Genomic DNA, 12,274 nt, shown 5'->3' with positions numbered 1-12,274 from the left:
ACCCGGGTCACGGGCGAGTTCGGGCGGCGCATGGTGCCGCAGAGCGGTCAGCGAATTCTGAGCTGATGATCACGAATCCCTCCCGATTCGTTGCGGCGAGACGAAGCCACCTATGAGCCTCTCGGCATTGAACCGACTTCCTGTGTCCGACAGTGTGGTGTGAGGCGTTTACCGGAGCATCCCTGTGCCGAAAGCAGGAGACAGACGTGGACCGGAACTAACCAGGACGCCGTCAGGGCAGCTCGCCCGATCCAACAGGAAAGTGAGAACAGATGAAAAGCGTGCGCACATTTGCGGTGACTGCACTGTCAGCTGCCGTCATCGCAGGGGGTCTCTCCCTGGCTGCGGCGACCTCGGCCTCGGCCGATCCGATCTCAGGAGCCGTCGACCAGCCGAGCGCGAACGCCTCGGACGCCGGTCAGGGCCAGGCTGCCGGCGCAGCCGTGGGCATCGATGATCCGGAGGAACTCAGCTCCGAGCAGATCGACAATGCCCGCACCATCATCGGCGTCGGCAAGGGCGCGGACCTGTCGGAGAAGGCCCAGACGATCGCCGTGATGACCGCACTGCAGGAGTCGAGCCTGCAGAGCCTCGACGGCGGGGACCGGGACTCCGTCGGAGCGTTCCAGCAGCGTCCCTCGATGAACTGGGGATCGGCCGAACAGGTAGAGGATCCCGTCTTCGCCTCGAAGTCTTTCTATGGAGTCAACCCCGACAGCCCCAATCCGGGCCTGACTCAGATCGATAACTGGGAGACCATCGACCCGGGCCAGGCCGCGCAGGACGTGCAGTCCTCGGCCTACCCTGACGAGTACGCGAAGTGGGAACCGCTGGCAGCTCAGCTCGTCGACGAGAACCAGGACGTCGACGATATCAAGTGAGGTCGTCGGCTGGGGAGTCGGCGATGATCGACCTCATCGCCGATGCAGTCAGGCCGCGCCACTGATCACGAGGTGGGTTTGCCGGTAGCGGGGCGCCTCGCAGTCGGGCGAGGGCCACCTCGAGGATCGCCGAGTGGTCGGGGAAAGCCTCGAGCGCACGCCTTCCGGCGGCCTCCTTGCTGATGATCTCCCCGGTCAGAAGGGTGTGGTGCATTCGCGCCGGCCCGACCAGGCACCACTCCACAGTTCCCGCTGATAGGCGGCGTCGGCCACTGTGGGCGCTGTCAGCCAGCGGTGCCCAATACTCGCGGAGGTTGCGGGCCACCCAGCTGCGGAGTTCACCGGGCTCCGGGTCGAGACCCCAGTCCGAGACAGGGCCGCCGCGGATGGAGATGCCTCCGTCGACGAGTTCCTTCCAGATCACCGGATTGACGTCGAAAGCACCGTGAGAGTCGAAGACCTCGCCGACGTGGGACGCGACCGGTCGGATCTGGGTGACTGGATGCGCGACCTCGGACTCCCAGATGAAGACGGTGTTGCAGCAGGCGCTGAACCCCATACCGCGGGCAGCACGGGCAGTCAGACGAGGCACCTGCGACAGGTGCAGAAGCCGCAGGCGTGCCATGAGGCTTCGGTGACCCTTCCACTCATCGCTGAGGACGGCGATGACATCGATATCGCTGCGGCCCGGTCGGTAGGCATCAAGGGCGATGGAACCACCGACTGCGCATGCGGTGACCGCACCCGGCAACAGTTGGTCGGCGCTTCGCAGATAAGCACCGACCGCGTATGCGACGTCCTTGGGCAACGTTGGGTCCATGGAGCAAGGCTACTTCCGAATTCCGAGTTTGATCTCGGGACAAGGAGTGTTCAACTGCCGTTGAGAACGCATTCGTTGAAACCCACCACCTGACTCCGAAAGGGTGGAGCGTGAGCGAGACCACAGACCGACCCGTACCTCTCGCTCGCAATCATAGGAGAGTCAGAACAGATGAAACTCAAGCGTGCATTCGCAGTGACAACTCTTTCAGCAATCCTCATCGCCGGTGGTGCCTCGATGGCGACCGCCGCATCAGCGCAGCCGAACTCCCCAGCACCCGAGGCAGCTCCATTCGCCAGCAAGGCGCTCGACGGCGGCAAGGTCCCCAGCACCCAGGACTCCACGGCACTCAGCCAGGTCCAGATCGACAATGCACGCATCATCATCGCCGTCGGCAAGGGTGCTGACCTTTCGACCGAGGCCCAGAAGATCGCCGTCATGACGGCACTGCAGGAGTCGAGTCTGCTCAACCTCGACGGCGGCGACCGTGATTCTGCCGGCCTGTTCCAGCAGTGCCCCTCGGTGAGCTGGGGAACTTTGGCCCAGGTGACGGACCCTGTCTACGCATCGAAGGCCTTCTACGGAGTCAATCCTCTGTGCCCGAATCCAGGACTCCTCCAGATCCAGGGATGGGACTCGATGACCCCAGGACAAGCCGCTCAGGCCGTCCAAGGATCGGCCTACCCGGACGCATACGACAAGTGGGAGACGCTCGCTGCCCAGCTCGTCGCCGATAACCAGGATGTCGACGCGATCATCTGAGCGACACCCGCGCACTGAAACGACAACGACACAGCGATTCAGACACAGCGATTCAGCCACGTTGAGAAAGGGAAGATCTCATGAAGGTGACACGCACACTCGCAAGCACTGCACTGACCGTCGGACTCGTTGCCGGCGGCACCGCCCTGGTCAGCGCCCCTGCGCAGGCAGCCCCGGAAGCCGGATCGCAGAACCAGGTCCGCAATCAGCAGAGTCAGAACCAGCAGAGTCAGAACCAGCAGAACCAGACACAGCAGACCGAGGATGAAGCACGCGACGAGATCATCGATCGTGCACAGACCTGGGTCGACCAGCAGGTCCCCTACGACATGACCGGCTATCACCCCGACCCACAGGGCAACGAATACCGTACCGACTGCTCCGGCTTCGTCTCCATGGCCTGGGGACTCGACGCCAGCGAGAACACGGTGACCCTGCCCGACTTCGCCGAGACCATCGACAAAGAAGACCTCAAGCCAGGCGACGTCCTCATGAAGGGCGGCCCTGGCACAGAGGGCGCCAACGGGCACGTCGCCATCTTCAACGGGTGGGCCAACGACGAGCACACCGCCTACTACGGCATCGAAGAAGGCGGCTCGACCGAAACCGTGGCTCGAGAGATCTCCTACCCCTACGACCAGGACGACGCGTTCGTGCCCTACCGCCTGAAAGGCCTGTGACGAGCGCTCACCCCAGCGCGCCGGCCGCCAGCCGTCGCACCACCTCGGTGAGGTGATGGAGTCCGGAGACGAGGTCCTCGTCCTTCGTGAATTCCTGCAGGCTGTGGGAGACCCCGCCGACGCTGGGCACGAAGAGCATGACCGTGGGCACGGTGTCCTTCATGTTCGTCGAGTCGTGGCCGGCCACGGTCATCACCCTCGCCGAGGTGAGTCCCAGGTCCTCGGCCGCTGACCGTGCCAGCTCGACCCCGTCCTCGGAGTACGGGTTCTGATCCCAGCTGTGTTCGGCGACGATCTCGATGTCGACCCCGACCTCCTCGCGGACCCGGGCGACCGTGGACATGAGGGAGTCATGGGCGGCGGCGATCACCTCGGCGCTGGGGGAGCGCAGGTCGAGGAGCAGCCCGACCTCACTCGCGACGACGACGGGGGAGTTCGGGTAGACGTTGAGCTCACCGCACGCGGTGTGCAGCGCACCCGCATCGAAATCGTCGACGAGGTCACGGGCGGCCACGACCAGGCGGGCGGCACCGAGCAGCGCATCGCGGCGGTCACTCATCAGCGTCGAACCGCTGTGGGCCTGCTCCCCGGTGACGCGGAACTCATACTTGTGAGCGGCCCACGTGGCGTTGACGAGGCCGATCGTGACCCCGTCTTCTTCCATGCTGCGGCCCTGCTGGACGTGGATTTCGGCATAGGCCGCGATCTCCGGCGCGGTGAAGTCACCGCGTTCACCGATCGCGTCAAGTGCCTCGGCGACGGTGACACCTTGCGGGTCGGTCGTGGCCAGTGCGGCCTCGAGTTCGGCCTTGCCGGTGAAGACATTGCTGCCCATCATCGACGGTTTGAAGCGTGAGCCCTCTTCGTTGAACCAGTTGATGACGGCGAGGTTGTACTTCGCCTTCGACGGATCCGCACGCAGCTCATCGGCGACCGCGAAGCACGCGTGGGCCGAGGACATGACCCCGTAGGCACCATCGAATCGTCCGGCGGTGGGCTGCGAGTCCATGTGCGAGCCGGTGAGGACATACGGGGCGCCGGGGACGAGTTCGAGCAGCCCGAACTGGTTGCCGATCGCATCCCGGTGAACGCTGAACCCGTGCTTCTCCAACAGCTCGGCGAACCATTTCCGCTGCTCACCATCGGCCGCGCTCGCCGCCTGCCGGTCGACGCCGTTCGTGCCCTCGACGGCTCCGAAACGAGAGTGCACGGACCAGTCGGCGAGGAATTCGTCGTCAAGGTCAGCCCGCGTCGTCGCTGGTGAGGGAGCTGGATTAAGTGAGCTGGGTGTCTTAGAGTCTGGTGTCTGCGGGTGGGGAGTCTGCGTCATTGTTCGTCCTTTGCGAAGGTGTGGGGAAGGTCGTGGGAGTTCGAGGAATCGTCAGGCCGAGATCTCGTCAGCGGACGGGGGCATGAGCTCGGAGTCGATGAGGACATGGACGAGTGCCGGGCCATCAGCGGCCAGTGCCCTGTCGAGGGCCGCCTCGAAGTCCTCGGTCTTCTCGACGCGTTCGCCGTGCCCGCCGAACGAGGACATCCAGGTCGCGAAGTCGGGATTGACCATGCGGGTGCCCGAGGGTCGGCCCGGATAGTGGTTGACCTGGTGCTGGACGATCGTGCCGTACACACCGTTGTCGACGACGATGACCAGCGGACTCGCCCCGTGGGCGAAGGCCGTGGCCAGCTCTTGGCCGTTCATGAAGAAGTCACCGTCACCGCAGACCGCGACCGCGCGACGCTCTGGGAAGACGAGCGAAGCCGCGACCGCACCGGGAACGGCCAGACCCATCGCACCGTTGCGGGCGCCGACGAGGCTCGCGGGCCGACGGTGTTGGATGAAGCGGTGGCCCCAGATCGTGGCATTGCCCGCCCCGTACGTCAGGACGGCTTCCCCGCCGAGGCGGTCGTCGAGGATTCCGAACGCCACCCCGAGATCGACGCCGGTGCGAGGGACGGCGCCGGCCACCTCGGCGTCGGGACGGTGTGCGGCGACCTTGGACTGCACATCGGAACACGACGTCATCCACAAATCTGTGCGCTCGCCGCGCAGAGCAGCGGCATCGCTCGAGGTCAGCGCCGTGACGAAGCTGCGTGGGGAGGCCAGGATCTGCTGGTCGATGCGCCCGGCATGCTGCGTTGCCTCGGGATCGAGGCCGACGATGACGGTCTCCGCGTCGAAGCCGCGCGTGTAGCCGTCGCTGGCGACATCGGATCGGGTGGCACCGACGAACACGAGCAGGTCGGCGTCACCGTAACCGGCCGCCACCGCCTCGGCGCGGCCATAGCCCAACCAGCCGGCCCAGGCGGGGCCGGTGTGGGGAACGGCATCGTAGGCGCGCCAATCGCAGAAGACCGGAATTCCCGCCGAGGCGGCCAGGTCGAGCAGGTCGTGCCCGTGGCCCTCGTGCCAGCCGTCCCCACCGAGGACGAAGGTGGGCTTCGCGGCTGCGGCAATACGTGTGGTCAGCGACTGAAGATCCGCGTCCGAGGGCTGCGGTTCGGCAATCGGTGCAGGTTTCGTGTCCGGTGCCTCGGTCATGCGCACGAGGACATCCTCGGGCAGGCCGACGACCACGGGACCGGGGCGACCGGAGGCCGCGATGCGCATCGCCTCGGCGGTGAGATCACCGGCGCGATCCTCATCATCGACGATGATGACCTTCTTCGCCGTCGAGGAGAACCATTCGGCCAGGCTGAATTCTTGGAAGGACTCCCGAGCACGATCGGCGATGGGCACGAGGCCGACGAAGAGGACGAGCGCGGTGGCGTCCTGGTAGGCGGTGTGCACGGAGATCATCGCGTTCGCAGCACCCGGACCACGGGTGACCATGGCGATTCCGGGGCGGCCGGTCAGCCGCGATTCGGACAGCGCCATGAACCCGGCACCGCCCTCCTGGCGGCACACGACGGTCTCGATCGAGGAGTCGTAGAGTCCGTCGAGGACGTCGAGATAGGACTCACCGGGAACGGCGTAGACCCGCTCGATTCCGGCGTTCTCCAGGGTGTTGACGATGTGGTGACCGGCCGAACGGGACATGCGCGTGGGTCCTTTCACGAAGGTGAGTGCAGTTGCAGGTGCTGGTGGTGTTCGTGCTTGTGGTGAGGCGACGCTGTCGCGCGGGTGGTCGGCCGTACGCACGGTCGACCACCTCGGCGAGCATTGCTCAGTGCTTGAAGCCGGGCAGGTCGACGCTCAGACGTGGGGCGATGGCTCCGGCGAAGGCCGTGAACAGCGACAGGAAGGCCAGCATCGCCGCGGCCGGCCACCAATGATCGGACGCCGCAGCGACGAACCCGGTGGCGAGCAGCGGAATGAAGCCCGAGAGCATGCCGGCGACGTTCTGCGCCAGGGCGACACCCGTGTAGCGGGTGCTGGCGGGGAACAGGCCGGTCATCACGGTGCCCGATGCGGCGTAGGGCAGCGACAGCGTGCCGACGGCCAAGGTCATCGCGATGACGACGAGGACCGGATTGCCTGATGCGAACATGAGGAAGGCAGGAACAGAGACCACCGCCGAGGCGATTCCACCCCAGAGGATGACCTTGCTGGCCCCGTACTTCGTTCCGAGCGCGCCGCCCCAGATGAGGCAGAAGATCTCGACGGCGGCGGCGACCATGCTGCCCAACAGCAGAAGCGAATCGTCGTAGCCGAGGACGTTGACGCCGTACCAGACGCAGAACGCGGTCACGAGGTAGAAGCCGCCGACGCCGAGGAGGGCTGCGGCCATGCCGACGATGATCTGCTTCCAGCTGTCGCGGAAGGTGGTGCGCACGGGGCTCTTCTCGAGTTCATCGGCCTCCTCGAGCTGACGGAAGACCGGTGACTCCTCGAGGCGGCTGCGGATGTAGACGGCGACGAGGAGGAGCGGGATCGCGACGAGGAACGGGATGCGCCAGCCCCAGGAGTTGAAGCTGTCCTGAGACAGCAGCAGTGTCATGACGAAGAAGCCGCCGGAGGACAGGATCGTGCCGATGGGCGAGCCGATCTGCGGAATCGCGGCGTAGCGTGCGCGCAGGTGAAGTGGGGCGTTCTCGACGACGAGAGTCATGGCGCCCGACCATTCGCCACCGACGAACAGACCCTGCAGGATGCGCAGGAGCACGAGCAGCACCGGGGCCGCGAAGCCGATGGCGGCGTAGGTCGGCAGGGCACCGATGAGGCCGGTGACGATGCCGATGCCGACAATCGTGACCATGAGGACCCGACGGCGACCGAGCTTGTCGCCGATGCGGCCGAAGATGAGACCACCGATGGGGCGTGCGGCGAGGCCGACGCCGAAGGTGGCGAAGGACGCCAGCGCAGCAGCGGTCGCATTCTCGCTCGTGAAGTACTGCACGTTGAAGACGAGGGCCGCAGCGGCACTGAAGAGGAAGAAGTCATACCATTCGAGCGCGGTGCCCAAGAGGGCTCCGAGCGCGACCTTATTGGCATCCTTGATGCTGAGTTCATGCGTTGCGGAGTACTCCGCGGCAGCTGTGGGGTCGTTGTGACTCATGTGTCTCTCCATCGAGGGCAGGGCTGGGTCTTGTACCTTAGAACACTACAGAGTGGGATCGCACGATTTCGAGCATCTTTTGCCCCGGGATCTCTGTCGCTGATTGTGCATCTGCACATAGTCTAGAACGATGCCTCCACATCACGAGAGACAGCTCAAAGATCAGCCCCTGCCTGGTGACCGGCGGCGCTGGATCGAGCTCCTCGACGCCCTGGATCTCGAGGAGCTCACCGACCGGTTCATGTCCCGAGTCGTCAGGGTCCCCGGCTACGATCCAGCCCCGATTCCGGTCTCGGAACTGAAGCGGACGGGGCTCATCTCATTCCAGTCGCTCGTCGAGGGGCTGCGCGCCGGCGGCTTCGACGGTCCGGTGGCGGTGTCCACGGAGGTCGGGGTCTCCCGCGCCCGCGCAGGAATTCCGCTGGAGGCCCTGATGACGGCGATCCGGCACGACTTCAACGTCCTGTGGGAGGCTCTGACCCGGGTTGCGACGCAGGATGACGCTGAACTCGTCATCCGCCACACCGGGATTGTGCTCTCCACCGTCGACGAATACGTCTCCCAGGTCCAGCAGGCCTACGCGGCAGAGCGGCAGCGGATGCGGGAAGAGGAGTCCTCGGTGAGGCAGGGACTCATTGCGGGACTGTTCGACGATCACAACCCCACGGATGAACGCCTGTCCACGATCGCCTCGGCGCTGGGCCTCGATCCAGACGGACCACTGCTCGTCGTGGCCGCACGCGGTGAGGACACCTCGGCGCTACGGGTGCTCATCTCCGAACACGAGCGCGCGGGCGGGACCATGTTCACCCACCACCTCGGCGATGTGCTCATCGCCTTCACTCGCTCTCCGGAGCTCTCAGGCTCACGATTGCAGGCGATCGCACATCGCCTCGCCGAGGCGCGGGTGGGCTTGGTCAAGGCACCCGGAATCGGATCCCTGCGTAGGTCAGCGCTGACCGCACGGGACCTGGCGCAGCTGCTCACCGCTGATGAGGTGGGGGCGATGACCTGGGAGCGCGGGTGGGCCAGACTTGCCGCACAGGCACTGAACGCCGCCGGGAACTCCATCGTCACCGACGTCGAGCGGGCGCTCGCCGTCTGCGGTGCGGCCGAGCGCGAACGTCTCGTCGAGGCGGTGCACACCTATCTGCGCTCGGGCAGCATCGCGGAGAGCGCTGCCGAGCTGTTCTGCCACCGCAATACCGTGGCCAACCGTCTGCGCCGATTCGCCGACCTGACCGGGGTGGACCCGATGATCCCCGCCGAGGCGGCCCGGCTGGTCGTCGGCTGGGCGTGAAGGTTGCTGGTCTGGGCTCTACCTCTGTACTTTTCGCGAGCGGGTGACGAGGTGTCCGGCTGATCGTCGCACCTCAGCCGAGGCGGTCGCGGAGGATGCCGAGGAATTCGTCGGCACGCTCGACCTGGCGGGCGAGTTTCTCCCGCCTGGCATCGGCGTCGTCGAGCAGCGCCAGCAGATTGCGCCGAGCCTCCTCCCGCTCCGCATCGGGGAAGTCGCCTTCCAGGATGTCGAGATGAGCCAGCAGTTCGCCCATCTCTGCGGTGGAGTAGCTCAGGGCCTTCATGCGGCGGATCGTCATCAGGCGCCGGAAGTCCTCGTCGGTGTAGACCCGGAAGCCGCCCTCGGTTCTGCCGGTGGCGGGGATGAGGCCGATGTCTTCATAATGGCGCAGCGTCCGTGAGGACAGGCCCGACTTCTCCGTCATCTCGCCGATGTGCATCCCTCGCGCCCTCTCGTCGCCTGTGATTCGTCACGTCTTTCTGCCATCCAGTTGCGGTATCGCTCTGGTTCCACCGTGCGGCCCAGCTGCGCGGCTCGTACCGCGCGGCAACCACCACACGATTCGGTTTGCACCAACTTTAACGCAACGTTAAGGTTGAGTTCGAACTCTGACGTGTCGTGAAGGTTCGTGACGGTCGGCAACCGTCAGTTCGCAGCCGATAGTTCGCTACCGACGGCCAGCAGCCGACGGCTCACACTCACCGCATCGTCTCCCATTCCTCCCTGTTCGTAGGAGAATCCTGTGTCCACCACCCTGCCCCCAGACAGTGCACAGCACTCCGCGACGCCGGAAGAGCGCCAAAGTGTGCTCCGGACGCTGAAGCGGCCCGGGTGGCTCAAGACCGAGATTCTCGGCGGCCTCGTCGTCGGATTGGCGCTCATTCCGGAGGCGATCGCCTTCTCCGTCATCGCCGGGGTGGATCCGCGGGTCGGACTCTTCGCATCATTCACGATGGCAGTGACCGTGGCGATCCTCGGCGGACGTCCTGCCATGATCTCCGCGGCGACCGGCGCAGTCGCACTCGTCATCGCACCACTGGTGGCCTCGCACGGCACCGACTACTTCATCGCCACAGTCATCCTGGCCGGCGTGATCCAGGTGATTCTGGCGCTGGTCGGAGTGGCGCGCTTGATGCGTTTCATTCCGCGCCAGGTCATGGTCGGATTCGTCAACGCCCTGGCCATTCTCATCTTCATAGCCCAGGTGCCCGAACTCATCGGCGTCCCGTGGCTGGTCTACCCCCTGTGCCTGCTCGGCCTCATCATCGTCTTCGTCCTCCCGCGCTTCACCTCAATCGTGCCGGCACCACTGGTCGCCATCGTGGTCCTGACTGTTCTCGTCGTGACCTTCGCCTGGGACGTGCCGAATGTCGGGGACAAGGGTGAGCTGCCCGAGTCTCTGCCCAGCCTCTTCATTCCGCACGTGCCGCTGACCTTCGAGACGCTGCAGATCATCGCCCCGTACGCGCTGGCGATGGCCCTCGTCGGCCTGCTTGAATCCCTGATGACGGCCAAGCTCGTCGACGATGTCACCGACACCCGTTCGAACAAGACCCGTGAGTCCTGGGCGCAGGGTGTGGCCAATATCGTCACCGGTTTCTTCGGCGGCATGGGCGGCTGCGCGATGATCGGCCAGACCATGATCAATGTGAAGGCCTCGGGGGCTCGGACGCGGATCTCGACGTTCTTCGCCGGAGTCTTCCTGCTCATCCTCGTCGTCGTCCTCGGCGACATCGTCGCACTGATCCCCATGGCTGCACTGGTCGCCGTCATGATCTTCGTCTGCTGGGCAACCTTCGACTGGCACTCCATTCGCCCCAGCACTCTCAAGCGGATGCCGAAATCGGAGACCACGGTCATGCTGGTCACCGTCATCGCGACCGTCTGGACGAACAACCTGGCGATCGGCGTGATCCTCGGGGTGCTCGTAGCGATGGTCGCATTCGCCAATCGGGTGGCGCACTTCGTCAGCGTCAACCGCGAGATCGTCGACTCAGAGGGGAAGCCCAGCGCCCGCTACACCGTCGACGGCGAGCTGTTCTTCGCCTCCTCCAACGACCTGTACACGATGTTCGACTACGCCGAGGATCCCGATCACGTCGTCATCGACATGCACCAGTCCCACCTCTGGGACGCCTCGACGATCGCAGCCTTGGACTCCGTGACCGATAAGTACGAGCACTACGGCAAGCACGTCGAGATCGTCGGACTCAACGAGGCCAGCGCCAAAATGCGGGCCCGCCTCGGCGGTCAGAGCCCTTCGTAGCTCTGACCGTGCGGCCCCGTCAGAGCGATCGCCTCACCGTCGACGGCGAGGACGAATCGTCCGTCGGGTTCACCGGGCACCTGGCTGCCGATCTCGGGGAGGACCCCAGCACCCTCGTTGCTGATCCACACAACGTCGGAACGTGAGGCCATGAGCTCGGCGAACTGCTCGCGTTCGGCGGCTGGGACATAGGCGAGGACTGCGCTGTGGAAGACCACGACCTGAGTGTCGGCGGGGGCCTCGGCGATGAGGGATTCGATGGTCTCGAGCAGATCCCCGGCGACCAACCTCGGCGGGTCGGCGGCCGCGGTCTCTGCCGCAGCGGTCAGCCGGTCTCGTCGGGCATCATGTTCGGGCCAGATCAGTGACTGCAGCCATCTCCGCTGGTCAGCATCGGTGATGTCGAGTGGATTGAGGTCGATCCCGGCCCTCCATGCGACCTTGGGGAGGCGGTCTGGAGCCTCGGCGTTGACCAGTGCGCAGTCGAGTTTGACTTGGCTGGGGCCGGTGTCGGGGTGAAGGGTCACAGTCCCGGCATCGGTGCGGAAGCCGTAGCTGTAGCGATCCGGGAAGAGGCACAAGCCCGCCGAAGCCCCAGCCTCGATGAGAGAGATGGGCCCCTCGATCCGCGCCAATGCCGGCAGCAGCACCGCACACCTGCCGGCCTCGTTCGTCTGCGTCGACCGAGCGAGCATGAGATCCCGTGTCAGCTCCCAATGCTCGAGCAGCCAGGTCCGCAAGGTTGGGTAGTCACCCTCACCGGCGCCGAGGTGGCGGGCAGCTGCGAAGAGAAGGTTGGCCTGACGCTTGGGCTTGGGCAGTTCGAGGAGCAGTGCGATGATCTCGTCATCCTCGGCCACGCCTGCGGCCCATGCGGCGTAGATCGGTGAAGTGCCGCTCGCTTCGAATCGGGCGAACTTCCGATAGTAGTCACGCAGGGAATCGGCATCGAGCTCGGTCATCGGCTGCATGGTGCGTCCTCCTCTGGTTCTTGGGGTCAATCCTAGGCCCGGCGGGCGGTCGTCAGCACCTGCGTCCCGATATTTGGCACTTTGGAGCCGATCTC

Annotated in this window: 11 protein-coding genes; 5 read left to right on the top strand and 6 right to left on the bottom strand. The window is 65.3% G+C overall.

Features of this window, described 5'->3' with window-relative positions:
- The first annotated feature begins 272 nt into the window (after window positions 1-272).
- Window positions 273-881 carry a hypothetical protein gene (locus tag BAUR9175_RS11160; protein WP_101583766.1) on the top strand — a complete coding sequence of 203 codons (609 nt, stop codon included), beginning with the start codon at window positions 273-275 and terminating at the stop codon, window positions 879-881.
- Here BAUR9175_RS11160 and BAUR9175_RS11155 read toward each other — a convergent pair.
- The gene (locus tag BAUR9175_RS11155) at window positions 874-1,701 is read right to left on the bottom strand and encodes an aminoglycoside adenylyltransferase domain-containing protein (RefSeq protein ID WP_009882820.1); all 828 of its coding nucleotides are present in this window, start codon (window positions 1,699-1,701) and stop codon (window positions 874-876) included. The genes BAUR9175_RS11160 and BAUR9175_RS11155 overlap by 8 nt on opposite strands.
- Window positions 1,702-1,872: 171 nt before the next feature.
- Here BAUR9175_RS11155 and BAUR9175_RS11150 point away from each other — a divergent pair, with 171 nt between their 5' ends.
- Window positions 1,873-2,463: a hypothetical protein gene (locus BAUR9175_RS11150; RefSeq protein WP_101583764.1), complete on the top strand. Its 591-nt coding sequence runs from the start codon at window positions 1,873-1,875 to the stop codon at window positions 2,461-2,463.
- Between the two features lie 80 nt (window positions 2,464-2,543).
- Complete coding sequence (locus BAUR9175_RS11145; RefSeq protein ID WP_101583763.1) at window positions 2,544-3,143, top strand: NlpC/P60 family protein; 600 nt, start codon at window positions 2,544-2,546, stop codon at window positions 3,141-3,143.
- Window positions 3,144-3,150: 7 nt separating this feature from the next.
- Here BAUR9175_RS11145 and BAUR9175_RS11140 read toward each other — a convergent pair whose 3' ends face one another.
- The 3 genes from BAUR9175_RS11140 to BAUR9175_RS11130 form a co-directional block, all read right to left on the bottom strand.
- On the bottom strand, window positions 3,151-4,473 hold the full coding sequence (locus tag BAUR9175_RS11140) for a M20 family metallo-hydrolase (RefSeq protein ID WP_096160175.1): 1,323 nt from the start codon (window positions 4,471-4,473) through the stop codon (window positions 3,151-3,153).
- A gap of 51 nt (window positions 4,474-4,524) precedes the next feature.
- Window positions 4,525-6,180, bottom strand: a complete 1,656-nt coding sequence (locus BAUR9175_RS11135; protein WP_101583761.1) for a thiamine pyrophosphate-dependent enzyme — start codon at window positions 6,178-6,180, stop codon at window positions 4,525-4,527.
- A gap of 127 nt (window positions 6,181-6,307) precedes the next feature.
- Window positions 6,308-7,639, bottom strand: a complete 1,332-nt coding sequence (locus BAUR9175_RS11130; protein ID WP_101583759.1) for an MFS transporter — start codon at window positions 7,637-7,639, stop codon at window positions 6,308-6,310.
- A gap of 130 nt (window positions 7,640-7,769) precedes the next feature.
- Here BAUR9175_RS11130 and BAUR9175_RS11125 point away from each other — a divergent pair, with 130 nt between their 5' ends.
- A complete protein-coding gene (locus tag BAUR9175_RS11125) occupies window positions 7,770-8,939 on the top strand; it encodes a PucR family transcriptional regulator (protein ID WP_009882828.1) in 1,170 nt (389 codons plus the stop codon).
- Between the two features lie 73 nt (window positions 8,940-9,012).
- On the opposite strand, the gene BAUR9175_RS11120 is transcribed toward BAUR9175_RS11125, so the two are convergent.
- Window positions 9,013-9,381 carry a MerR family transcriptional regulator gene (locus tag BAUR9175_RS11120; RefSeq protein WP_009882829.1) on the bottom strand — a complete coding sequence of 123 codons (369 nt, stop codon included), beginning with the start codon at window positions 9,379-9,381 and terminating at the stop codon, window positions 9,013-9,015.
- A 303-nt stretch (window positions 9,382-9,684) separates the two neighbouring features.
- Between BAUR9175_RS11120 and BAUR9175_RS11115 the strand changes: the two genes are divergently transcribed.
- Window positions 9,685-11,208 carry a SulP family inorganic anion transporter gene (locus BAUR9175_RS11115; protein WP_371860676.1) on the top strand — a complete coding sequence of 508 codons (1,524 nt, stop codon included), beginning with the start codon at window positions 9,685-9,687 and terminating at the stop codon, window positions 11,206-11,208.
- On the opposite strand, the gene BAUR9175_RS11110 is transcribed toward BAUR9175_RS11115, so the two are convergent.
- On the bottom strand, window positions 11,193-12,179 hold the full coding sequence (locus BAUR9175_RS11110; RefSeq protein WP_244223230.1) for a DUF2332 domain-containing protein: 987 nt from the start codon (window positions 12,177-12,179) through the stop codon (window positions 11,193-11,195). The two genes, BAUR9175_RS11115 and BAUR9175_RS11110, sit on opposite strands and share 16 nt — an antisense overlap.
- Window positions 12,180-12,274 lie beyond the last annotated feature (95 nt).

The organism is Brevibacterium aurantiacum (assembly GCF_900169065.1).
Classification (GTDB): Bacteria; Actinomycetota; Actinomycetes; order Actinomycetales; family Brevibacteriaceae; genus Brevibacterium; species Brevibacterium aurantiacum.
The sequence above is the reverse complement of the archived record's forward strand: the minus strand, read 5'-3'. Positions and strand labels throughout refer to the sequence as shown.

Excerpts from the sequence above, each read along its gene's own strand:
- BAUR9175_RS11125 (WP_009882828.1), top strand. The coding sequence starts at position 7,770 with ATGCCTCCACATCACGAGAGACAGCTCAAAGATCAGCCCCTGCCTGGT.
- BAUR9175_RS11145 (WP_101583763.1), top strand. The coding sequence starts at position 2,544 with ATGAAGGTGACACGCACACTCGCAAGCACTGCACTGACCGTCGGACTC.
- BAUR9175_RS11155 (WP_009882820.1), bottom strand. The coding sequence starts at position 1,701 with ATGGACCCAACGTTGCCCAAGGACGTCGCATACGCGGTCGGTGCTTAT.
- BAUR9175_RS11110 (WP_244223230.1), bottom strand. The coding sequence starts at position 12,179 with ATGCAGCCGATGACCGAGCTCGATGCCGATTCCCTGCGTGACTACTAT.
- BAUR9175_RS11140 (WP_096160175.1), bottom strand. The coding sequence starts at position 4,473 with ATGACGCAGACTCCCCACCCGCAGACACCAGACTCTAAGACACCCAGC.
- BAUR9175_RS11135 (WP_101583761.1), bottom strand. The coding sequence starts at position 6,180 with ATGTCCCGTTCGGCCGGTCACCACATCGTCAACACCCTGGAGAACGCC.
- BAUR9175_RS11120 (WP_009882829.1), bottom strand. The coding sequence starts at position 9,381 with ATGCACATCGGCGAGATGACGGAGAAGTCGGGCCTGTCCTCACGGACG.
- BAUR9175_RS11130 (WP_101583759.1), bottom strand. The coding sequence starts at position 7,639 with ATGAGTCACAACGACCCCACAGCTGCCGCGGAGTACTCCGCAACGCAT.
- BAUR9175_RS11150 (WP_101583764.1), top strand. The coding sequence starts at position 1,873 with ATGAAACTCAAGCGTGCATTCGCAGTGACAACTCTTTCAGCAATCCTC.
- BAUR9175_RS11160 (WP_101583766.1), top strand. The coding sequence starts at position 273 with ATGAAAAGCGTGCGCACATTTGCGGTGACTGCACTGTCAGCTGCCGTC.